Genomic DNA, 22,242 nt, shown 5'->3' with positions numbered 1-22,242 from the left:
CATGGGAGGGTTGTATTGCCCAAAGCGAATGCTTCAATGGCTCGCTACAATCTGTGCGCGAATAAGTTGCGCCCGTTCGTCCTTCTCCGGCAGGATCACGGCTTTGCGTTTCAGCGTTCCAGATATTGCCTAAGAGTGACTTTAGTCCCGTTTTGCCACAGGCTCTCAAGCCAGTCGGCGAATATTTTGGCGAAGACCTTGTCCTTGCCGAGATCACCGTAGATGTCGGTCATGGCCAGCCATTTTGAAGGATCGTGTTTCGCAGCCTGGGCTACCTCTTTGAGGCGGTCCCAATTCGGGTCGTTCGGTTCGATCACCGCTCCGCTATCTGTTTCTCCGTAGCAGTAACGGCACCAAAGCGCGCTTTCCAGCGCAAGCCCAACCGGCGATTTTCCGCGTTCCAGATTGTCGACGATCGATGGAACAATGAATTTCGGCTGCCGGTTTGAGCCATCCAGGCACAGCCGGCGGATCGTGTCGCCGATCTTCGGGTTTGCGAAGCGCCTATGGGTCAGTTGGTGATAGTCGTTCAGATCGGTATCGGGGACCGGCGGAACCACAGGTATGATTTCGTCCTCTTCGACTTTCGTCAGAAAATCGCGAATGAGGTCGTTCTCCATCGCTTCGTGCACGAAATGGATGTCCATCAATCCGGCTGGATAAGCGATAATGGCATGACCGCCATTCAGGATGCGGATTTTCATCACCTCATAAGGCGTGACATCCTCCACGAATTGCACGCCCACCGTCTCGAGAGCCGGCCGTCCATTGACGAATTTGTCTTCCAGAACCCATTGGCTGAATTGTTCGCAGAAGACCGGCCATTCGTCTTCGATATCAAACATCTCACGAACCATCTGGCGTTCGCGCTCACCGGTCGCCGGAGTGATGCGGTCGACCATGGCATTTGGGAAGGCGACGTGGTTTTCGATCCAGTCTGCGAGTTCGCGATCAAACGACCCGGCCAGGCCGGTCACTGCCTCTCGGGCAATCCTGCCATTATGGGGTAAATTGTCACAACTCATCACCGTGAAGGGCTTCTGGCCGGCGTCTCGGCGGGCTTGAAGGGCTTTGACGATGACGCCAAAAACGGTCGACGGTTTGTCGGGACTTTTCGCATCGGCGACGATCGCCGGATGGGTCGCGTTAAAATGGCCGTCCGCGTTAAGAAAATAGCCGCCCTCCGTGATGGTCAGCGAGACGATCCGGATCGCAGGATCGGCCAGACGGTCCACAATGGCCTGCGGGTCTTCGGGTACAACGAATTCGACCATTGGCCCTGTAACGCGCGCGGTCGTGCTGTCCGCTTCCTGCGCGACGGTCGTTGACAGAAAATCCTGACTTGCCAGCACTTCGTGCACTTTGGTGTCGAAAGGCATAAGGCCTGCGCCACAAAACGCCCAGTCATGATCGCGCCCGGTTTCGAAGAGGCGGTCGAGATAAACGGCCTGGTGCGCACGATGAAAATTGCCAACGCCTATATGGAGAATGCCCGGTTTCAACGCCGATCGATCATAGGACGGAACATCCGCGCTTTCGATATGCGGCAGGGCTGACATATTCAACCGTACGGCCATGAGGGATCCTTATAAACTTCAATTTGCCGCGGCGGGCATTGGTTTCAGTTATGATTGTCGGTCAGAGCGGCCGGAAATGAGGAGTGACAGCCCGGTAAGTATTGACGCCATGCGATAAATTGGCGGATGCCGCCCTCACCAAAAGCGGCCTTCACGGCGCGTTTCTCCATCAAGAAAGCCTCCCAGTTCAAATCGCAAGATACAAATCCATAGTGCGACGCGACCTCCCTCGCGACGCTCCGTCAGTCAGTATCCGACAAAAGCACAGACAAATCTTTTACACGAGTAAAAATTTCAGGCAAGCATCTGATCGACCAAGCAGTGTGAACGACCACAGCCATCCAATCGACCGTGGATTGCAATGCGTTCGGGCAGAAACGAAGAAAAATGGCTCCCCGGGCCGGATTCGAACCAGCGACCAACCGGTTAACAGCCGGTTGCTCTACCACTGAGCTACCGGGGAACAGCGGCTCAAGCGAAGCGGCCTATAGCAGAGCCCTTTCCGGCTTGCCAAGTCGCCCTGATAAAAAATCTATGAGTACCTATATCGTTCCGGACAAACCTTGCAAGAATCTCAGCTTTTGTGCCGATGAAAGATGCAACGAAAACAACGCCACAGCGGTCCATAACGTTATTCGGCCGGTCTGTTTCGATGCCGCGTACCAAAGCTGGACGTCTGGTGCTGGGCTAGGCGCTGATTGCCGGTGGGGTCGTCGGCTTTCTGCCAATTGTCGGATTTTGGATGATTCCGCTTGGGCTGGGCGTATTGTCCATCGACAATCCATCCGCCAGACGGCTTAGGCGACGGTTTCTCGCATGGGCTGGCCGGCGCTGGTCGGGTATACGTGCAATCAGGCGACCTTCGGCAGCGAAGAAGTAAGCCGTCTGGCGCGTTGCAAGACGATTGCGAAGGAAAACGCGATGTCGATAAGACGGATGGAGGCCTCGCCCGGAATCGAACCGGGGTGCAAGGATTTGCAGTCCTCTGCGTAACCACTCCGCCACGAGGCCGATAACGTGATAAATCCGCGCTATCCCAAGGATTTGGTTCGTCAGAAATTTACCTGACCGCCCCGTCCTCGGCGCGCTCTCAATATCCGTTGCAGTTCGATCCCGTCAAGTGCTCTTTCCATCGGGGATATCGCACTTACCGCGCCAATCCGATAGCGGTTCATTCGGCCGGCGCGCGCCTTGCGGCGGGGGGTGCTAATTGCTATCGACCGGATCGACTATCGGCCTGCCGCCGACATGATGGGGATGATGATGAGCCAGGTTTTTTCAGACCTTCGCCGCAAGATGGTTGACGGACAGTTGAGAACGACAAACGTGACGTCGCTGCCGGTGCTTGAGGCATTCTTGTCCGTACCGCGCGAGGAGTTTGTGCCGACCCGCCTGCGCGATCTGTCTTACATCGACGAAGATCTCGAGGTTGCGCCATCGCGTTATCTGGTCGAACCCGGCCCGCTCGCCAAAATGATCCAATTGGCGGAAGTCCGGCCAGGCGACGTCGTTCTGGATCTATGCTGCGCGACGGGCTACTCATCGGCCATACTGGCGACCATCGCTTCCAGCGTTATCGCCATCGAGCCGGACGAAGATCTTGCCGAGTCGGCGACGGGCCGCCTGTCGACCCTTGGTTATGACAATGTCGCTGTTCTGCATGGCGATCCGGAGAACGGGTGCGAAGATGAAGCGCCTTTCGACGTCATTCTCATAGGCGGGTCTGTCGGTTACGTGCCGGATACCATTCTCCAGCAACTCAAGCCTGGCGGGCGACTGGTTACCGTAGAGGGGCACGGGAACGCGGCCAATGCGGTTCTATATGTCGGTGGACGGGGCGTCGGTGGGGGCCGCACGGCTTTCAATTGCGCGGTCAAGCCGGTTCCTGGTTTTCGCCGCCAGCCAGGTTTTGTCTTTTAAGACACACTTAAAAAAGGATCGTGAAGCAGACACCTTCGGTTCGGCCTTCGTAACTGGACGTGGCAGAGCCGCCCGCTTTACCAAGACGTAAAAGACCGCTTCGAACGGGATGAGTCCGTGTTGAACAGCACTTTCCGAATACTGAGCCTTTCCTGTATTTTTGCCTTTACCGCCGCGCCGGCGAGCGCGGAAACCATTCTCGGTGCAATGGCGACGGCCTACGGCTATAATGCCGATCTGAACAGCGCGCGAGCTGGCGTACGCGTCGCCGACGAGAATGTGCCGATCGCAAAAGGGGGGATGCGCCCTCAGGTTTCGGCGACAAGCACCGTGGCCGGCACCGCAGTCCGCCGCGATTTTGACAGCGATCTGGGCGTCAGCACCCGAACCAACACCGACTCGCTTTCCATCGATTTCGGTATCCAGATCAGCCAGACTTTGTTTGATGGTTTCCAGACCCGCAACAACGTCGCGGCCGCCAAATCGAATGTTTACGCTAGTCAGGCCAGCCTGACCAATACCGAACAGAATACGCTTTTCAATGCCGGCACGGCCTACATGGATGTGCTTCGTGACCGTCAGCTCGTTACGCTCCGCTCCCGCAATCTGGAGTTTCTGCAGGAGCAGGTGCGGAGCGCCCGGGCGCGTTTCGATGTTGGCGAGTCGACCCGCACCGATGTTTCGCAGGCGCAGGCGTCTTTGTCTCAAGCGCAGGCGCTGCTTTATCTGGCGCGGTCGAACCTTGCGGTCAGTGAAGCGACATACCGGCAGATCGTCGGGCGGACACCGACCGATTTGAGGCCGACAGCCCCCTTGACGCGCAACCTGCCGGGTTCGCTCAATACGGCGGTAGCGATTGCGCTCAATAACCATCCCGCCATTCAAGCGAACCGCCATCTCGTCGACGCGGCAAGTTTCACCGTCAAGTCCAGGGAAGGGGCCTTTTTGCCGCAGGTCGGCGCCTCCGCGTCCCTGACGCGCGAGTTCGCCAATATCGATGTTCAAAACGTGCCGGGCAGCTCCGGCGATCGAGACACGCTGACCGGCACGATCGGCGCAACGGTGACGGTGCCGATCTATCAGGGCGGCATTGCTTCGGCGCAAACCCGCCAGGCCAAAGAGCAACTGGGGCAGGCTCGCATCAATGTCGACGTCACAATCGACCAGGTACGAGCCAATGTGATCGCGGCATGGAACCAGTACGTGGCCGCGCGCGAGGCGATTACGGCCGGTCTCGATCTCATTTCGGCACAGACGCTGGCGCTGAATGGCGTCGTCGAGGAGCGCAATGTCGGCCAACGCACGACGCTCGATGTACTGGACGCGCAGTCCGCTCTCATCACAGCTCAGGTCACGCAGGTCGGCGCTGAACGCGACGCCGTTGTCGCTTCTCTCGGTATATTATCGGCAACTGGCCAGTTGACTGCAGACGGACTCGGCCTTGGCGTCAAGCGCCACGATCCTGATGAGCACCTCGAAGCGGTGGAAGACGCCTGGTACGGGCTTCGGACACCGGACGGCCGTTAACCCTCTTCCCTGCCGATAGCTGTGAATCCGCGCTTGCAACGTGTCCGGGGGGATTCTCATACCGGGACCCCTCCGCTAGGCTTGATGCGATTCGTATTGCCGAAAGACCGGACAAAGATACCGGGGAGAGGGCGGAGTGATGTCGCAGGCAAGCGGTGCCGCACGAGAGACGTCGATGGACGAGATATTGGCGTCCATTCGCAAAATCATCGAGGAATCGGACGCGGCGGCATCCGCTGCCGAAGCCGAAGGTGAACGCACCTCCAGACGGTCCAGCTCAATCGACCTTTCCTTCACGTCATCGGAGTACGACGATGAGGACGAAGCCGACAACGAACTGACGGGCCTTTCCGATATTCTGGATGCCGACGACCAGATCGACGATGAGATCGTTGCTGCCGGCGAGGCCGAACTCAACGCGTTTCGCGAGGCGATCAATGATCGCGACCCGGTCACGTCAGCGAAAAAGGCCGATAGCAGCGCATCCCCCGCTGTTTCGGAAGATCGATCATCCAAATCTTCCGGCAGTGGTGATCGGCGGCCTCTGAGTCTCGCCGATATTCAAGCGCAGCTATCGTCTCGCGCCGATGAGCTCGATAGTCGGCCTGCCGATGCAGAACTTGCGCCAGGGGGCGAAGACGACTTCGACGCCAGCGAAAAATCGGCCTCAGACGACTTGGAAGATCGTTCAGAGCCAGCAGATGTCGCTGATGATACCCTTTCGGACGCACCTCCAACGGCTATATCCAGCATGACGGTCGAGCCGGACGAAAGCGAAGCGGAGCCCGATCCATCGGCCGAAAAGCAATCGGATGATGTCGGCATCGAAGAGCAGGTTCTCTCCGAAGACAGGTTTCGGGCTGTTGCCGAGCGGCTCGATCGCCGGACAAGCAATCCTGAAATGAGTGGGCGTCGGGCGCCGATGCCGGTCAACCAGCCTTCGGCCACTCAACCTGCTTCGGATGTTTCGTCTGTTCTCTCTCCCATCGTGTCGCAAGAGGCCGGCAAGGCCGTCGCCGATTCGTTTGGACAGCTGAAGGAAGCGTTCTTTGCCAGCCGTCAGCGCAATTTCGACGAGATGGCGGAAGAGATGCTGCGGCCCATGTTGCAGGACTGGCTCGATAACAATCTGCCGACACTTGTCGAGCGTCTGGTGAAGGAAGAGATCGAGCGCATAGCTCAGGGGGGCTGAGCGCTCTTCTACCTATCCATTTAACGGATGGGTGGCGTGGGGCCGCTGCTTCCAGTTGACTTCGCAGCGCTCGCTCGCGATATGCATGGCTTCCCTCAACGGACCCCCGAAGGCCATGCTGGACAAGACCTACGACGCCTCCGCAATCGAACCGAAAATTGTCGCTCGCTGGGACGACGCCGATGCCTTTGCGGCCGGAGCCGGGGCGAGGGAAGACGCCGACCCCTACTGCATCGTCATTCCTCCGCCCAACGTGACCGGTTCTCTCCACATGGGCCACGCACTCAATAACACGCTGCAGGATATTCTTGTCCGTTGGCGGCGGATGCTGGGCGACAATGTGCTGTGGCAGCCAGGAATGGACCATGCGGGTATCGCTACGCAGATGGTGGTCGAACGCCAGCTTATGGAGAGGCAGGAGCCAAACCGTCGCGAGATGGGGCGCGATGCCTTTATCGAACGGATCTGGCAATGGAAAGCCGAGTCCGGTGGCGCGATCTTCAATCAGCTCAAGCGGCTCGGCGCGTCTTGCGACTGGAGTCGCGAACGTTTCACCATGGATGAGGGACTGTCCGAGGCCGTCTTGGAAGTCTTCGTCCGTCTCTACGATGAAGGGCTGATCTACCGCGGCAAGCGGCTGGTCAACTGGGACCCGACATTCGAAACCGCGATCTCCGACCTCGAAGTCGAAAATCGCGAGGTCGACGGCCATATGTGGCATTTCAAATATCCGCTTGCCGGCGGCGCGACCTACGAATATGTCGAAAAGGACGGTGACGGAAACGAAGTCCTGCGCGAGACGCGCGACTATATTTCCATCGCGACCACCCGGCCCGAAACCATGCTTGGCGATGGTGCAGTCGCGGTTCATCCATCGGATGAGCGTTACGCCCCAATCGTCGGCAAGCTTTGTGAAATCCCTGTCGGTCCGAAAGAACATCGCCGGCAGATTCCGATTATCACGGATGACTATCCCGATCCGGAATTCGGCTCGGGCGCGGTAAAGATTACCGGCGCGCACGATTTTAACGATTACGGTGTCGCCCAGCGAAACGCCATTCCGCTTTACCGCTTAATGGACGAGAAGGCCTGCATGCGGGCCGATGGTGAGCCTTACGCCGACGAAGCAGGCAAAGCGATGGCGATCGTCCGCTCCGGCGAAATGCCCGCGGCCGATATCGTCGACGGTATCAATCTGGTACCGGACGAGTTGCGCGGTCTCGACCGCTATGAGGCCCGCAAGCGGGTGATCGAAGCCATCAACGCCGAAGGCCTTGCCGTTACTGCGTTGGACGAGGATGGCAACGCCGTTCCTTTCGTCGAAAACAAAAAAATCATGCAGCCATTCGGGGACCGGTCCGGCGACGTGATCGAGCCGATGCTGACCGACCAGTGGTTCGCTGACGCTAAAACCCTGGCCGAGCCGGCAATCGCCTCCGTTCGCGAAGGCCGCACCAATTTCGTGCCGAAAAACTGGGAAAACACCTATTTCTCTTGGATGGAAAACATCGAGCCCTGGTGTATTTCGCGCCAACTCTGGTGGGGGCATCGTATTCCGGCCTGGTACGGACCGGATGGGCAGGTTTTCGTTCGAAAGACGGAAGAAGAAGCGCTCGGAGCTGCGATCCAGCACTACATTGCCCATGAGGGACCATGGAAGGCATTCGTCGAAGAGAAGCTCGAGCATCTGCAACCGGGCGATCTTCTGACGCGTGACACCGATGTTCTCGACACGTGGTTTTCTTCTGCGCTCTGGCCGTTCTCCACACTGGGGTGGCCGGAGCAGACCGAAGCGCTGAAAACATGGTATCCGACCAGCGCGCTCGTTACCGGCTTCGACATCATCTTCTTCTGGGTTGCCCGGATGATGATGATGGGCCTCCATTTCATGGAAACCGAGCCGTTCGAGACAGTCTATGTCCACGCACTGGTGCGCGACAAACGCGGCCAGAAGATGAGCAAGTCCAAGGGCAATGTTATCGATCCGCTGCAATTGATCGATGAATATGGCGCCGACGCATTGCGTTTCACCCTGGCGATCATGGCGGCGCAGGGCCGCGACGTGAAGCTCGACGAACAGCGGATCGCCGGCTATCGCAATTTCGGCACGAAGCTGTGGAACGCGGTGCGGTTTGCCGGCATGAACGGCGCGGTGCACGGCGGCGACTTCGAGCCGTCTTCGGCCAACACCCGGCTCAATCGCTGGATCTTGACCGAGTTGTCACGAACGATCGATCTGGTGGATACGTCACTTCGGGATTATCGTTTCAACGAAGCGGCGGCTGCTCTCTACCGGTTCGTCTGGAACCAGCTTTGCGACTGGTATCTGGAGCTGCTGAAGCCGGTCTTCAACGGCGACGATGAGGAAGCAAAAGCGGAATCAAAGGCCTGTCTCGGTTATGTGCTGGACCAGTCCTTTGCGCTGCTGCACCCCTTTATGCCGTTCCTGACCGAAGAGCTCTGGGCGGGAACGGCCGAGCGGTCGGGCCTTCTTTGTCATGCAAAATGGCCGACAGGGACGGTTCGGGACGGAGAGGCGGCCGCCGAGATCAACTGGCTGATCGAGACGATTGGCGGCATTCGTTCTCTGCGGGCGGAAATGAATGTGCCGGCTGCTGCGAAAGCGCCGATGGTTGTCATGGGCGGTTCTACGGAGACGCTTGAGCGGATGAGCCGGCATCACGCCGCTATTCAGCGACTGGCGCGTATCGAGACGATCGACCATGCGGAGATCGCGCCGGCGCAATCGGCCCAGGTGGTTGTCGGGGATTCGACATTGTGCCTTCCGCTTGGCGATCTCATCGATATCGATGCGGAAACGGCGCGGCTTGAAAAATCGTTGAAGGCGGTGCAGGCGGATCTCATCCGTAGCGAAAAGAAACTCGGCAATGAGAAGTTTGTCGCAAAGGCCGATCCGGAAGTCGTGGAGGCCGAGCGAGAGAAGGCAGGCGAGCTTTCCCGTCAGGCAAGCCGGCTGGAACATGCGTTGGCGAATCTGCGCCGCTGAGTGGTCTCAGTTCGCGCTGGCGACATCCGCCGCTCGCCGGTTGCGGGTTGGTCGATCGCAGGGCAGGGGCAACGCTGTTTTGCCCTGATGAAGCGTCGCCATCATGTTGGCGAAGATAAGAGCCGGCAGTCCGCCTCCCGTAATCACTTGGCGAGGCGCCTGCTTTTTGGCGCCGAGCCAAACCACCGCGACATATCGACCGGTATAGCCGGCAAACCATGCATCCCGCCCGTTCTGGCTGGTGCCGGTTTTGCCAGCCATTGGCTGGGCGAATGCTGCGCGTCGCCCGGTGCCGCCAACCGAGACGACCGCTTTCAGGCCTTTCTCGAGCGTGCATCTCGCATCGTCGTTTTCCAGCAGCGGGGCCGTCATTTCCCGAGAAAGCTCGTGATGAAAGATCGTCCGGCCGTCCATGCTTCGAGCGTACCAGATTGCGTAAGGGTCGACCGGATGGCCGCCATTGGCGAGAGCAGCGTACCAGCGTGCGATGTCCAGCGGCGAAACTGAACCTGTCCCAAGAACGGCGCTCGGCTGATCGGGCAAATGCCCGCTAATACCGAGACTGGTCATTGTCCTGTTGAAGCAGTCTGCATACTCAAACCAAAGCGAGACGGCAGGCGGGTTTCGGGAAAGCGCGAGCGCGCGAGCCATGGTCATCCGGCCGAGATACCGACCGTCATTGTTGCGCGGCGTCCAGCCATTGCGAAATTCCTGTGCGGTGTCTGACACGGTGCTGGCAAGCGTTTTACCGTTGGCGAAAGCGCAGAGATAGACAAAGGGCTTGATGGTTGAGCCGGGAGAACGCCGACCCTCCGACAGCACGTTGAAGCCGCCGCTCTCGCCGTAGGCCTGCGCTGCTGCCATCGCGGCGATTGCGCCATCTGGTCTCAGGATCACAACGGCGGCATCATCATAGGCGCGATCGGTGCGTCGTGCGCGATCCAACAGCCTGTCGACGGCGCGCTCGGCGTAAAGCTGAGCTTCCGGCTCTATCGTCGTGGACACCACCATCGGCTGCTGGCGCTGCTGTAGCACTGACGGCAGGCCGAGGCCGAGGGCGAAATCGCGCGCACGTGCAACATGCATGGACCAATCCAGTTGGCCGTTTTTGCGGTTGAGTTGTGTCGTGGCGTTTTTCGCTTCGGCCGCCGTCAGAAAGCCGCGCTCGCGCATGGCCGAGATCAGATCGCGCGCTTCCGCGTCGAGCCCTTTTCGTCCCCGATTGGGATTGGTGCGCGACGGAGCACGCACGCTCAGAGCCAGCAATGCGGTTTCGCCGATGTTGATGGTGCCGGTCTGTCTTGGCCAGACCGTGCTGCGCCCAAAATAGGTACGCGCCGCAGCTTCGATACCGTAGGCGCTTTGGCCGAAGAAGATATTGTTCAGGTACATCGCAAGGATTTCATCCTTGCTGAACATGGTCTCCAGCCGCAGAGCGATGAGAAGTTCGCGGAATTTGCGCAGGTAGGCACGGTCATTGGTCAGGATAAGGTTCTTGACCAATTGCTGGGTAATCGTCGAGCCGCCGCCGCCGCTTTCCCCACCGCTGAATGTCGCGCGGGTTTCTTGTGCAATGGCGCGGGCAAGAGCCAGCGGGTTGAAGCCGGGGTGGACCTCGAACCAGCGATCTTCAGCAGTGAGGAACGCTTCGCGCACAGTCTCGGAGATTTGGCTTGGCTGGAGATGAAGTGGCGCGACGAGTTGCACGTCTTGAGCGCGAATGCCGTCGGACCCTGGTCGCACATAAGCCCATGATGAATAGGCGCGATGGTAAAGAGAAGCGCGGTCGTAGTCGCCAGCGACACTCATCGAGGCCAGCCAGACGCCGGCGCAGGCGACAAGAGCCGTGCCGAGAAGGAAAATACCGGCCAGTATATCGCCTATTCCCGACATCAAACGACGGATTTTGGATGCTCCATCAATCATCCGGAACGCGAATATGTCCGGTTCAGCTTCAGCTCCACATTGAGGCCCTTCATGATGGCGTCAAGATGTCGAGCGACGTTATGCGCATCCGCCTGCCTGTGTGAATTGTGCAACAGCTGGCTCCGAGCGCATAACAGGTGTGCGCTCAAAACGACAATGTGCCCGGAAGCCGCCACAAAGCCATTCCAGTGAAAAAAGACAGCCGCAGCGAGGGCGCGGCATCCATCGTCTTTAAGAAGATGGCGACCGATCGATGAGACGATTGGTTGAACGCAAGGGGCAAGAAAGAGGGCGCGATGAGACGTTCGCTACGCTCATCACTTATGGTCATTCGCTCGGCGATGCTGGTCGCGGCTGCATGCGCGGTCGTTGCCACCGAAGCATCGGCGGCCGATCCCACGCAGCGAAACCCGGACCCGTGGGCGCAGTTTCGTAGCGGTTATCGGCTTTATAGCGACGGCGACAAGGACGGTGCGCTCGCGGCTTACGCCAAAGCCGCCGAAGACGGCCATGCGGGTGCGCAGTGGAAGGTCGCTCGTATGTATGCCGATGGCGATGGCATTGCGCAGGACGATTACCGCGCCTTCAAAATGTTCCAGAAGATCGTTGATAGCGGTGTTACGCCGGGATCGCAGGAGGAAATCTTCGTTTCCGACGCGTTGGTGGCTCTCGCTCGCTATTATCGCAGGGGAATTGCGAACACTGAAGTGCGCGCCAACCCCGCTGCCGCCATGGATCTCTATATTCGCGCGGCCTCCATCTACGGCAACACGCAGGCGCAGTTCGAGATCGGGCATATGCTGCTCGACGAGCATCGAAATCTGCGGCGTGCTGCACGTTGGCTGCAGCTAGCATCTGATAAGGGCCATGTCGGCGCGCAGGCTCTTTTGGGTGATCTGCTGTTTCAGAAGGGGCGAACCGTCGAGGGTCTTGCCATGCTGACGACAGCGCTGAACAAGGCCAGCGAAAAGGATCGCGGCTGGATTCGGCAACGGCAGGAGCAGGCGTTCGGACTGGCGTCGGAGGCCGAACGACGCCTGGCCTATGAAATGAGCCGTCACCAGCTCGGAGAAGTCGTGGTCAGCGCGCAGTAAGCGGCATCAATCTCACTTATTTTATACTGAGATTGACGATCGTCGGCACATGGTCGGACGGCTTTTCCCAACCACGAACATGCTTTTCGATATCGGTGGATAACAGACGATCGGCCGCCTCCGGCGAAAGCAGGAGATGGTCGATGCGGATGCCGTTGTTTTTCGGCCAGGCACCGGCCTGATAGTCCCAGAATGTGAAGAGCCCGTCCGATTGGTCGCAGGCGCGGATGGCATCGGTGAAACCGAGGCCGAGCAAACGCCGGAATGCCGCTCGGCTTTCCGGTTGGAAAAGGGCGTCATCCACCCAGTTTTCAGGATGGCGTGCGTCTCGTGGTTCGGGAATGACATTGTAGTCGCCGGCCAGAACGAGCATTTCTTCCAGAAAGAGGCGTTCCTCCGCCCATCTTTGAAGGCGTTCCATCCAGCGCAGCTTGTAGCCCCATTTGCGATCTTCGCCGACTGGATTGCCATTTGGCAGGTAAAGCGAAACGACCCTTAGCGGTCCGCTCTTCGTTTCCCATACGCCTTCGATGAAGCGGGCCTGCGCGTCGGCCTCTCCGTTCTCGTCGCCGGGCAGACCGCGATTGACTTCCGATGGTGGCATTCTGGAAATCAACGCGACGCCGTTGAAACCTTTCTGGCCATGTGTCTCGACATGCCAACCCTTCTCTTCAAGGGCGGCACGGGGAAACGTCTCGTCCTGGCTCTTGATCTCCTGAAGACCGACAATGTCCGGCTGGCTCTCCTCCAACCATGCCAGCAATACCTCGCTGCGCGCCTTGATTCCATTGATGTTGAAGGTCGCGATCTTCATGCTGGTACGTCCCCTACGGTCCAGACACCGACCTAGCGGGACGGACGGGCGAGGTAAAGCGAAAGCCGATTAGATTGAAAAAGACGTGCCGCAGCCGCAGGATGCGACTGCGTTTGGATTATCGATCTGAAAGGCCTGGCCGATCAGATCGTCGACAAAATCGATTTTCGAGCCGGCCATATAAACCATGGAAAGTTCGTCGACAAAGACCTTCGCGCCATCCCGCTCGAAGACCCGGTCGTCATCCTGCTGCGAATCAGTCAGGTCGATGGCGTAGGAAAAGCCGGAGCAGCCGCCGCCTTCGACCGTGACGCGCAGGCCGATCTTGTCGGTGGAGCCAGCGACGACCTTTGTGATCCGCCGCGCGGCATTCTCTGTAATCATAATGGTCTTATCTGGACGGTCGATCGCGTTCATGCCGAACTCGCCTTTGTCTGTTGTTCCGACAGAGGTAAGAAGCAATCGGGCGAACGTCAACGCATCTCCGACCGGCAGGCAGAAAGGGCGAAATGGAAAAGGTTCAATCTCCGGAGCTGTCGGGAATTGGTTTCGGCTACCGGCCACGCGCGCCCTGGGCATGTGACCCGGACAGGAGCCGCGGCCGATTGATCGACGAGCCGCAAAGCGCCACACGCACGCCATTTCAGCGTGACCGGGATCGCATAATTCACTCCACGGCCTTTCGCCGTTTAAAGCTGAAAACGCAGGTCTTCATAAGCGACGATGGCGACCACTACCGCACACGGCTGACCCACACGATCGAGGTGGCGCAGATTGCACGAGCCATCGCCCGCGCGCTGGAGGCGGACGAGGATCTCGCCGAGGCCGTCGCGCTTTGTCACGATTTTGGCCACACGCCGTTCGGTCATGCGGGTGAAGATGCGCTCGACCGTTTGATGCAACCCTTTGGGGGGTTCGATCACAATGCGCAGTCGCTGCGCATTGTCACCAAACTGGAGCGCCGGTATGCAGGTTTCGACGGGCTGAATTTGAGCTGGGAAACGCTGGACGGGCTGGTCAAGCACAATGGGCCGCTCACTGGACCTGCGGCACAGTACGATGGCGAGGTGCCCGGCTACTTTCTGGAATTCGACGCTCTCTTTCCGCTGAAGCTTTCAGAATGGTGCGGCATCGAGGGACAGGCTGCGGCCATCGCCGACGATGTGGCCTACAATACGCATGATATCGATGACGGAATCCGCGCTGGTCTTTTCACATTGGAGGAACTGGCGGAAGCGGTGCCTTTCGTCGCGGAAACACTGGCTGAAGTGCGCGATCGCTGGCCCGAACTGGAATTTTCGCGGCTGATCCATGAATTTCAGCGTCGTCAGATCACCGCAATGGTGGAAGATGTCATCTGCGGTGCGCGCGAGGTTCTGGAACGCGAACGGCCGCAAAACGCTGACGCCATTCGCCAGCGGCGCGCGCAGACGGTCGGCTTCTCACCAGCGATGAGGGAAACAGACAGGCAATTGAAAGCCTTTCTCTTCGAGCGTATGTACCGCTCCCCCGCCATCATGGCCTTTCGTGAGATGGCTGACCGGACGGTTTCGCAGCTTTTCGAGCGCTATCTTACCGATCCGTCTTCGCTGCCCTCAGAGTGGCGAAGAGCAGCGGTGGAGGCTGCTGACGAAGCCCGCTCGGCGCGTATCGTCGCCGATTTCATCGCCGGCATGACGGATAGCTATGCGAGGAATGAAAGCAAGCGCCTGTTTGACGGTTAAGGGCCGATCGGTTACGCGGCACGCCAACGGGCAGGGTTTCGTAGCGAAATCGCTGCCTCAACGATAATGAGATCACGCGATGAATCTATTCGCCGACTTCGCCCAGCGAATCCGTTCGGTTGTCCAAGCCTTTGATTTGAAAAATAAAGAGGGCAACGTACCTGATCTTTCGCGTATGACGGTCGAGCCGCCCCGCGATGCGTCCCATGGCGATCTCGCCACCAATGTGGCGATGGTACTGGCAAAGCCGCTCGGCCTAAAGCCGCGCGAACTGGCGCAGACCGTGGCGGATGAATTATCGAAGGATGCCGATATTGCGTCGGTTGAGGTCGCAGGACCGGGCTTCATCAATCTGCGGCTGGCTGACGGCTTCTGGCACAATCAATTGCGGACGATGCTCGATGCTGGCGAAGAATACGGTCGCTCTGAAGTTGGGGCAGGGCGATCAACGAATGTCGAATATGTTTCCGCTAACCCGACTGGCCCGATGCATGTCGGCCACTGTCGCGGCGCGGTTGTCGGCGACGCTCTGGCGCGGCTTCTGGCTTTCGCCGGTTACGATGTTACACGCGAATATTACGTCAACGACGCCGGCGGCCAGATAGGCGTTCTCGGCCAATCGGTTCTTCTTCGCTACCGCGAGGCTCTCGGCGAAACCATCGATATCCCGGAAGGTCTTTATCCCGGCGATTATCTGGTGCCGGTCGGTCAGGCGCTTGCCGCCAAACATGGCGATGCGCTGCTGAAGATGGAGGACCAGGAGGCCTTGGCAATCGCCAAGGACGAGGCCGTCGCCATGATGATGGATTTGATCCGCGACGATCTGGCCGCGCTCAACATACGTCACGACGTCTTTTTCTCCGAACGCACATTGCATGGTGGCAATGGCGGCCGGATCGGCACGGCAGTGGACGACCTGCGTGAAAAGGGATTCGTTTATACCGGCACGCTGCCGCCACCGAAGGGGCAACTGCCGGAGGACTGGGAGGATCGCGAGCAGGTTCTCTTCCGCTCGACCGAAGTGGGTGACGACATCGATCGGCCACTCGTGAAGAGTGATGGCTCCTACACCTATTTCGCCGCCGATGTCGCATATATGGGCGACAAGTTCGGTCGGGGTTTCGACAAGCTGATCTTCGTACTCGGCGCGGATCACGGCGGCTACGTCAAACGTATGGAGGCGCTCGCAAGGGCGGTATCGGAAAAGATCGATATCGATGTCCTGCTTTGCCAGCTCGTAAAGCTCTATCGTGACGGCGAACCGGTCCGTATGGGCAAACGCACGGGCAATTTCGTCACGCTTCGCGATGTCGTCGATGAAGTTGGCGTCGACGCCGTCCGGTTCATGATGCTCTACCGTAAGGCCGATGCACCGCTCGACTTCGATTTCGCCAAGGTGACAGAGCAGAGCAAGGACAACCCGGTCTTCTACGTCCAATATGCGTCCGCGCGCGCTCATTCGATCATTCGGCAGGCAATTGAGGCATTCGGCCCTGACGTGGCAGGCGAGCAAGGTATCGGAGACGGCGCCGTCGCACTCACCGACGAGGGCGAACTGGCGCTCATCCGCAAACTTGCCGAATGGCCGCGTTTGGTGGAAGCGGCTGCCGGTGCGATGGAGCCTCATAGGATCGCCTTCTACCTCTACGATCTCGCAAGCGCGTTTCACGCGCATTACAATCGCGGCACCGACAACGCGCAGTTACGGTTCGTTAAGCATGATGATGCAGTGTTGACGCGAGCCAGGTTGGGTCTGGTGATGGCTGTACGAAACGTTCTTTCGGCAGGTCTTGCGATCACCGGCGCTTCCGCGCCGGAAGAGATGCGCTAGTACTGTCAAGACGCCGGCGTCTATCTGTCACCATTTGCCCACATTGCGTTGCTATCCAGCCACAGTGGGGCCGGACGCCTGCAGCGCTCCGAGCAAGTATGGTGTGCGGAGAAAAACATGTCAGCCAATTCCCAGAAGAAGCCCTTCGATGGAGACTTCTCAATTCCGGATGACGATCCGCTGGCTGAACTGACCCGTATTATTGGCCTGGACGCATCCTCTCAGAGCGAAGAGCCCGAGGCCGAACCGCTCGATTCCAGTCTCGCCGATATGCTCGATCCGTCTCTTGGCGAGGATCTGGACTTCGTGCCTGAAGCGGCGGCTTCGCCTGTCTCGCGAGGCTATGCAGATACTGAGACGACTGAGAGCGATCAGGCTGACGAGGTCGCTTTTAGCGAGCCCGATTTCGATCTTTCGGAATTGGATGATCTCGATGAAAGCGTCGCTTTCGACGATCGGCTGAACGAAGACGAATTGGTGGCCGCTGACGAGTCGGTCACGGACGAGATTACTTCGTCCGACGTGGGTGCTTCCGTTGATCCGGAGATATCGTTCGATGCGTCAGACGATCCGGAGGATCTGGTTGCTGCATCGCTGGATGATGACTATCCGGTGCGGGACGAGGCGTCTTTGCCTGAGACTGAAGCCGCTTCCGAGACCATTCTCGATGAATCAGAGCTCGCGGCCATTATGGCCGATGAACCCGCTGCCGCTGGCGACTCCGCTACCGCCTTTGACGATATCGACGCGGTTTCCTCCGAGGACGTTTCTCTATCGGGCGATGTCTCTGCGGATGATGGCCTTGCCGCGTTCGGGTTGAGCGAGGAAAACGTCGCTGCAATCGATCCAGATCGTCTCGATGTGGAACTGGATGCTTCGGATCTTTCCATGGCGGAATTCGACGAAGATAGCTTCTTTGACGAAGCGCTGGCTGAAACGGGGGTGACGGACGCATCTTCTGACGTCCTCGTCGACCTCGATGAGGACAGCTTTGCCGATGCGTTTGACGCTGCGCTCAAGGAAGATCTCGGTGCCGAAGGTTCTTCATCTCCTGAGCCTTCACAGCCAGCAGAAGAACTTGCCGCGACATCGGAGTCTTTCGGTGAGCCCGCGATTGCTTGGGAAGAAGACGCGATCGAGATGGGAGATGAAACCCTCTCGGTTGACGAAGCCATTCTAATGGATGAAGAGGCGGCGCTGATCGATGAGGCCGGCGAATTGACGGAGATACTCGGCGGCGCTGACGATGTCTCGGAACCGATCATCGGCGACATCGATCTCCATACAGATACGGCAATGGTCGAACCGGTACTCGCTTCGACAACCATCGCAGATGAGGCGGACCTCATGCCCGCCGCGGAAGCTTTTGAGGAGGAATCGACTGCATCGTGGCCTGTTGAGGAAGCCGATCTCGATCTTGACGATGTGGTTGTGGCGGAGCCTGATCTTGCCATGGCTGGTGATCCTGATGTGCCTGACATCGAGACGCATGTTTACGACGAAGCGATCGTACCAGCGACCGATCCGCTCGATATTCCCGATGTGGCGAGCGTCGAACCGGTCAGCGAAAGCACTTTTCAGGAAGATGCGTTGGCTGATGAGTTTGCCGATATCCTGCGTGCGGAAGGGATGTCCGTGCATTCTCCAAATGCTGATTTGGATTACGATGAGGCGGGCGATCCGATTGTCGATGGCCAAAACGATGATGTTGTGAACGAAGCTGCCTTCGACGAAGGCGAGGAAGTCGATTACACGTCCGATCCGTCCTTCGACATCAGCCAGTTGTCGCCCGCCGAACCGCCGGCTGACTTTGACGATGAATTCGACGACAGGGATTCGCGGACGGGATTTATTCCTCCGGACCGAGGGACGCCATTCTCACGATATGCGCTCTATGGCGGGGCGGCTCTTCTGGCCTTGCTCCTCGCGGGCGGCAGTTACGCGTTTTTGTCGGGAGACGATGGCAACACAGAAGTCGCCATCATTCGCGCGGATCAGGAACCGGTGAAGGTACGTCCGGCCGAGCCCGAGACCGTCGCGACCAATGCCAACGAAAATGAGGTTTACGAGACCGTCGAGGGGCGGGCCGACCAACAGCCTCAGCAGAATGAACTGGTCGATACGACAGAGAAGCCGCTTGAAATTGCGGCGAAGGACGAGACGCGCATTGCCGCGCAGGACGCCGATTCCGATACGCCCGTTCGCCCGGATGTCGTGTCGATCCAGCCTCGCAAAGTCCGCACCTTCATCGTCAAGCCGGACGGCTCGATTGTGCCGCGCGGCGCGGCGGAGAATGCCACAGCGTCCGTATCCACAGGCACGACGTTGGCAGCGGCTACCGCCGGCTCTGCGGGAGAACCTGCGGGCGCATCGGCAGAAGCGATTGCGCCCGGCAGGGTAGATGCAGCGACTGCGACGCCAATCGATGCAGATGCAAGCAACGAGAACTCCGACGATCTCGCACTCGCTTCGGCCGATGGCGACGAGACAACTGAAGCACTGGCCGCGAGCGCAACGGAAGCTGCCGTGACCGATGCGGTCGCAGACGACCCCGATGCGGCCAACATCGCCGAGCAGATCGTCGATATTCCGCTTCCATTATCGAGACCTAACGTCGGGCGTGTTGCACAGCAGCAGGTTGCCGCTGCACCGACGGCAACTTTGCCGGCTGAAGCGGATGCAAGTCCGGCACAGACGGCGACGTCAGCCGCGACGCCGCCGGCATGGGTGCAGATTTCATCGCATCCAAGCCGGGAAGCGGCGCAGGTCAGCTACCGCGCCATGAGCCAGCGTTACAATTCTCTTCTTGCGGGCAGGGGCGTCAATATTGTGCCTGCGGAGATTTCCGGTCGCGGAACCTACTACCGGGTCAACATCTCCGCCTCCAGTTTTGCTGACGCGACGGCCCTGTGCGGCCAGATCAAAAGTGCGGGCGGGGATTGTCTCGCCCGGCGCTGATCGCCAGCCGCCTATCCGGGAGACTGCATGAAGGGTTTTGGACGGCGCAAAGCGCTCGGTCTAATTGCCTCGGGTGCCGCGACAGCATTCGCGTCCATGCACTTTCTGCGTGAAAAACCGAACAAGTCTCTTCCCGACGGGCGAGAACGGGCGCAACCATCTGACATGACCGAATCAAAAGCCATGATCGTCGGTTCGGCCGGCCTAACGCTGACCGATGACGAAATCGCCTTCTTTCGCGATGAGAGGCCGTGGGGCTTCATCGTGTTTTCGCGCAATATCGACGGGGCAGGGCAGCTAACGGACCTTGTCGCCTCGGTCCGCGAGTGTGTGGGCCGATCCGATATGCCAGTGTTCATCGATCAGGAAGGCGGCCGTGTTCAGCGATTGGTGCCGCCACTTGCACCGCAGTACCCGCCGGGCGCCGCCATCGGTGAGCTTTATGCCCGCGACCGCGATGAGGGTTTAAGGGCAGCATGGCTTCTGGCGCGGCTTCATGCTTTCGATCTTAAACGCTACGGCATCAATGCCGATTGTCTTCCCATTCTCGATGTGCCGGTCGCGGGCGCGCATGATATTATCGGCGACAGGGCCTATGGCAGGCGACCGGAGCAGGTTGAGGCGATTGGCCGCGCCGTCATGCAGGGGCTTCTGGATGGAGGCGTTCTGCCAGTTATCAAGCATATTCCAGGTCATGGCCGTGCTGGGGTGGACAGCCACGTCGAACTTCCCGTCGTGACCGCGTCGCGTGAAGAGCTAGAGCAGGATTTCGCTCCATTTCGAGGGCTGAACGAGGCCGTCATGGGGATGACGGCTCATGTCATCTATACCGCGCTCGATGCTGAACATCCGGCGACGACCTCTTCGACCGTCGTCAACGATATCATTCGCGGCCAAATCGGCTTCGATGGGCTGCTGATGAGCGACGATCTTTGCATGGAAGCGATGAGCGGCACCTATGCCGAACGAGCTGAAGCGGTTTTCGCCGCCGGCTGCGACATGGCGCTCCATTGCAACGGCCAGCTGGACGAGATGCGTGATCTCGCCAGCAAGACGCCATTGGTCACAGGCGAGATCGCCGCGCGTGCAGAGCGGGCAAAGAAACCGCTCGGCCGCGACATGGAGGCTGACGAAGAAGCCTGTCGCCATGAGTTTTCTGAACTCATGGGCGTTTTCGCCTGACAGGAGCCGCGTTTTCGAGGCCACCCGGTTGACGGCACTTCGCCTCGGTGCTTGACGGTTGTCGACGCCATCAGCAATCCGGGACCGCATGTCCTTGCCACAAAAACAACCAGACAGTCCGCAAACGTCCGTTGGCGTCAGCTTTGCGGCGCGTTTGGGTTTCGAACACATCCATCACGCCTACGATGACAAGCCTGTTCTGAAAGATATCAGTCTGGTTGCCGAGGCGGGAGAAGTGCTCTGCCTTCTGGGACCGTCCGGTTCAGGAAAATCGACGCTTTTGCGGATCGCGGCGGGGATCGAACCGCAGCAAGATGGGCGTATTCTCCTCAATGATCGCGAGATTGCAGGGCCGTCGGTATTCGTTCCTCCGGAAAAGCGTTCGATCGGGCTCGTCTTTCAGGATTTCGCGCTCTTTCCGCATCTGACGCTTCTTGAGAACACGCGCTTTGGCCTAACAGAGCTCAGCCGCAAGGACGGGCTGGCCGAGGCCCGTATCGCGCTGTCGCGTGTCGGGCTTGGCGACAAGATGAACGCTTATCCCCACGAATTGTCCGGAGGGCAGCAGCAGCGCGTCGCGCTGGCCCGCGCACTCGCGCCGCGCCCGGCGGTCCTCCTGATGGACGAGCCATTCTCCGGGCTCGACTCCCGCCTCAAGGACGCAGTGCGCGCCGAAACCCTGGCCATTCTCAGGCAGAGCCGAACGACGGCGGTCATCGTCACGCACGATGCGGAAGAAGCGATGCGAATCGCCGATCGCATAGCGCTTCTAAAGGACGGTAGGGTGGTTCAGGTCGGTACGGCGCAAGAACTCTACCATCAGCCCGTGGATCTGTTTACCGCGCGCTTCTTCAGCGAAGTCAACATTTTCCCCGGAACGGTCGAGGAGGGGGCCGTCGAAACACCGGTTGGCCGGATCGAAGCGCCCGGCTTCGTTACCGGAGCAACCGTGAAAGTCGCGGTACGGCTGGTCGGGATTGAGGTTTCGACGGAGGAAGGCGAGATCGAGGCGCGCATTGTCCGGCGGCGCTTTCTGGGAGTAACAGAAGTACTTGAACTTGCGGTATCAGGCGCGGAGAGAACGGTGCGGGCCACCGTTCGCGAGGGACATTTGCCGCCCGGCGTTAAGAATGTCCGTCTTTCTCTGCGTCTTTCTGACGTTCTTGTGTTTGCATCGTCGTCGAACTAGGCCTACATCCATCAGGAACGCCGGGGATTGAGGAAGAGATCATGGGTACGTTTTCGATCTGGCACTGGCTTATCGTTCTGGCTGTCGTTCTGCTGCTCTTCGGACGCGGCAAGATTCCGGAACTGATGGGCGATGTCGCCAAGGGCATAAAGAGTTTCAAAAAGGGCATGAGCGACGATGAGAGCGAGAAAGCTTCCGTCGAACATCGCCGTAATTCGACCGGAACGACGATCGACAACGAACCGACTTCGGAAGACCGCAAGGCCTGATTTCCGGCGTGTCTGCCATGCGACTTGCGGAG

General features: G+C 59.0%; 15 protein-coding genes and 2 tRNA genes. 11 read left to right on the top strand and 6 right to left on the bottom strand.

Features of this window, described 5'->3' with window-relative positions:
* Positions 1–110: 110 nt before the first annotated feature.
* The 3 genes from NIM86_RS08270 to NIM86_RS08255 all read right to left on the bottom strand — a co-directional run bounded on the left by NIM86_RS08270 (position 111) and on the right by NIM86_RS08255 (position 2,588).
* Positions 111–1,577, bottom strand: a complete 1,467-nt coding sequence (locus tag NIM86_RS08270; RefSeq protein WP_253380996.1) for a mannitol dehydrogenase family protein — start codon at positions 1,575–1,577, stop codon at positions 111–113.
* Between the two features lie 388 nt (positions 1,578–1,965).
* Positions 1,966–2,040 (bottom strand) — tRNA-Asn (locus NIM86_RS08265).
* Positions 2,041–2,514: 474 nt separating this feature from the next.
* A tRNA-Cys gene (locus tag NIM86_RS08255) sits at positions 2,515–2,588 on the bottom strand.
* 252 nt (positions 2,589–2,840) lie between these two features.
* Here NIM86_RS08255 and NIM86_RS08250 point away from each other — a divergent pair.
* The 4 genes from NIM86_RS08250 (at position 2,841) to NIM86_RS08235 (ending at position 9,223) form a co-directional block, all read left to right on the top strand.
* Positions 2,841–3,497 carry a protein-L-isoaspartate O-methyltransferase gene (locus tag NIM86_RS08250; RefSeq protein WP_253381957.1) on the top strand — a complete coding sequence of 219 codons (657 nt, stop codon included), beginning with the start codon at positions 2,841–2,843 and terminating at the stop codon, positions 3,495–3,497.
* A 117-nt stretch (positions 3,498–3,614) separates the two neighbouring features.
* Complete coding sequence (locus NIM86_RS08245; RefSeq protein ID WP_253380994.1) at positions 3,615–5,024, top strand: TolC family outer membrane protein; 1,410 nt, start codon at positions 3,615–3,617, stop codon at positions 5,022–5,024.
* 139 nt (positions 5,025–5,163) lie between these two features.
* Positions 5,164–6,216: a DUF2497 domain-containing protein gene (locus tag NIM86_RS08240; RefSeq protein WP_253380992.1), complete on the top strand. Its 1,053-nt coding sequence runs from the start codon at positions 5,164–5,166 to the stop codon at positions 6,214–6,216.
* Positions 6,217–6,331: 115 nt separating this feature from the next.
* Positions 6,332–9,223 (top strand): valine--tRNA ligase, encoded by a 2,892-nt coding sequence (locus NIM86_RS08235; protein ID WP_253380990.1) that lies wholly within the window; start codon positions 6,332–6,334, stop codon positions 9,221–9,223.
* Positions 9,224–9,229: 6 nt separating this feature from the next.
* Here NIM86_RS08235 and NIM86_RS08230 read toward each other — a convergent pair whose 3' ends face one another.
* Positions 9,230–11,116 carry a transglycosylase domain-containing protein gene (locus tag NIM86_RS08230; RefSeq protein ID WP_253380988.1) on the bottom strand — a complete coding sequence of 629 codons (1,887 nt, stop codon included), beginning with the start codon at positions 11,114–11,116 and terminating at the stop codon, positions 9,230–9,232.
* Positions 11,117–11,445: 329 nt separating this feature from the next.
* Here NIM86_RS08230 and NIM86_RS08225 point away from each other — a divergent pair, with 329 nt between their 5' ends.
* Positions 11,446–12,243 (top strand): tetratricopeptide repeat protein, encoded by a 798-nt coding sequence (locus NIM86_RS08225; RefSeq protein ID WP_253380986.1) that lies wholly within the window; start codon positions 11,446–11,448, stop codon positions 12,241–12,243.
* A 16-nt stretch (positions 12,244–12,259) separates the two neighbouring features.
* Here the strand turns inward: NIM86_RS08225 and xth are convergent, their stop codons facing one another.
* Both xth and NIM86_RS08215 read right to left on the bottom strand, forming a co-directional pair.
* The gene (gene xth, locus NIM86_RS08220) at positions 12,260–13,057 is read right to left on the bottom strand and encodes an exodeoxyribonuclease III (RefSeq protein WP_253380984.1); all 798 of its coding nucleotides are present in this window, start codon (positions 13,055–13,057) and stop codon (positions 12,260–12,262) included.
* Between the two features lie 69 nt (positions 13,058–13,126).
* A complete protein-coding gene (locus NIM86_RS08215) occupies positions 13,127–13,474 on the bottom strand; it encodes an iron-sulfur cluster assembly accessory protein (protein ID WP_253380982.1) in 348 nt (115 codons plus the stop codon).
* Positions 13,475–13,566: 92 nt separating this feature from the next.
* Here NIM86_RS08215 and NIM86_RS08210 point away from each other — a divergent pair, with 92 nt between their 5' ends.
* From NIM86_RS08210 to NIM86_RS08185, 6 genes are all read left to right on the top strand, one after another.
* Positions 13,567–14,781: a deoxyguanosinetriphosphate triphosphohydrolase gene (locus NIM86_RS08210; RefSeq protein WP_253380980.1), complete on the top strand. Its 1,215-nt coding sequence runs from the start codon at positions 13,567–13,569 to the stop codon at positions 14,779–14,781.
* Between the two features lie 79 nt (positions 14,782–14,860).
* The gene (gene argS, locus NIM86_RS08205) at positions 14,861–16,612 is read left to right on the top strand and encodes an arginine--tRNA ligase (RefSeq protein WP_253380978.1); all 1,752 of its coding nucleotides are present in this window, start codon (positions 14,861–14,863) and stop codon (positions 16,610–16,612) included.
* 117 nt (positions 16,613–16,729) lie between these two features.
* Positions 16,730–19,570, top strand: coding sequence for an SPOR domain-containing protein (locus NIM86_RS08200; protein ID WP_253380976.1), 2,841 nt, complete (start codon positions 16,730–16,732; stop codon positions 19,568–19,570).
* Positions 19,571–19,735: 165 nt separating this feature from the next.
* On the top strand, positions 19,736–20,752 hold the full coding sequence (gene nagZ / locus NIM86_RS08195) for a beta-N-acetylhexosaminidase (protein ID WP_253381955.1): 1,017 nt from the start codon (positions 19,736–19,738) through the stop codon (positions 20,750–20,752).
* Between the two features lie 88 nt (positions 20,753–20,840).
* Complete coding sequence (locus tag NIM86_RS08190; RefSeq protein WP_253380974.1) at positions 20,841–21,941, top strand: ABC transporter ATP-binding protein; 1,101 nt, start codon at positions 20,841–20,843, stop codon at positions 21,939–21,941.
* A gap of 41 nt (positions 21,942–21,982) precedes the next feature.
* Positions 21,983–22,210 (top strand): twin-arginine translocase TatA/TatE family subunit, encoded by a 228-nt coding sequence (locus tag NIM86_RS08185; RefSeq protein WP_253380972.1) that lies wholly within the window; start codon positions 21,983–21,985, stop codon positions 22,208–22,210.
* The last annotated feature ends 32 nt before the right edge of the window (positions 22,211–22,242 follow it).

Origin of the sequence: Notoacmeibacter sp. MSK16QG-6, from assembly GCF_024158145.1 — a bacterium.
Classification (GTDB): Bacteria; Pseudomonadota; Alphaproteobacteria; order Rhizobiales; family Rhizobiaceae; genus Notoacmeibacter.
The sequence above is the reverse complement of the archived record's forward strand: the minus strand, read 5'-3'. Positions and strand labels throughout refer to the sequence as shown.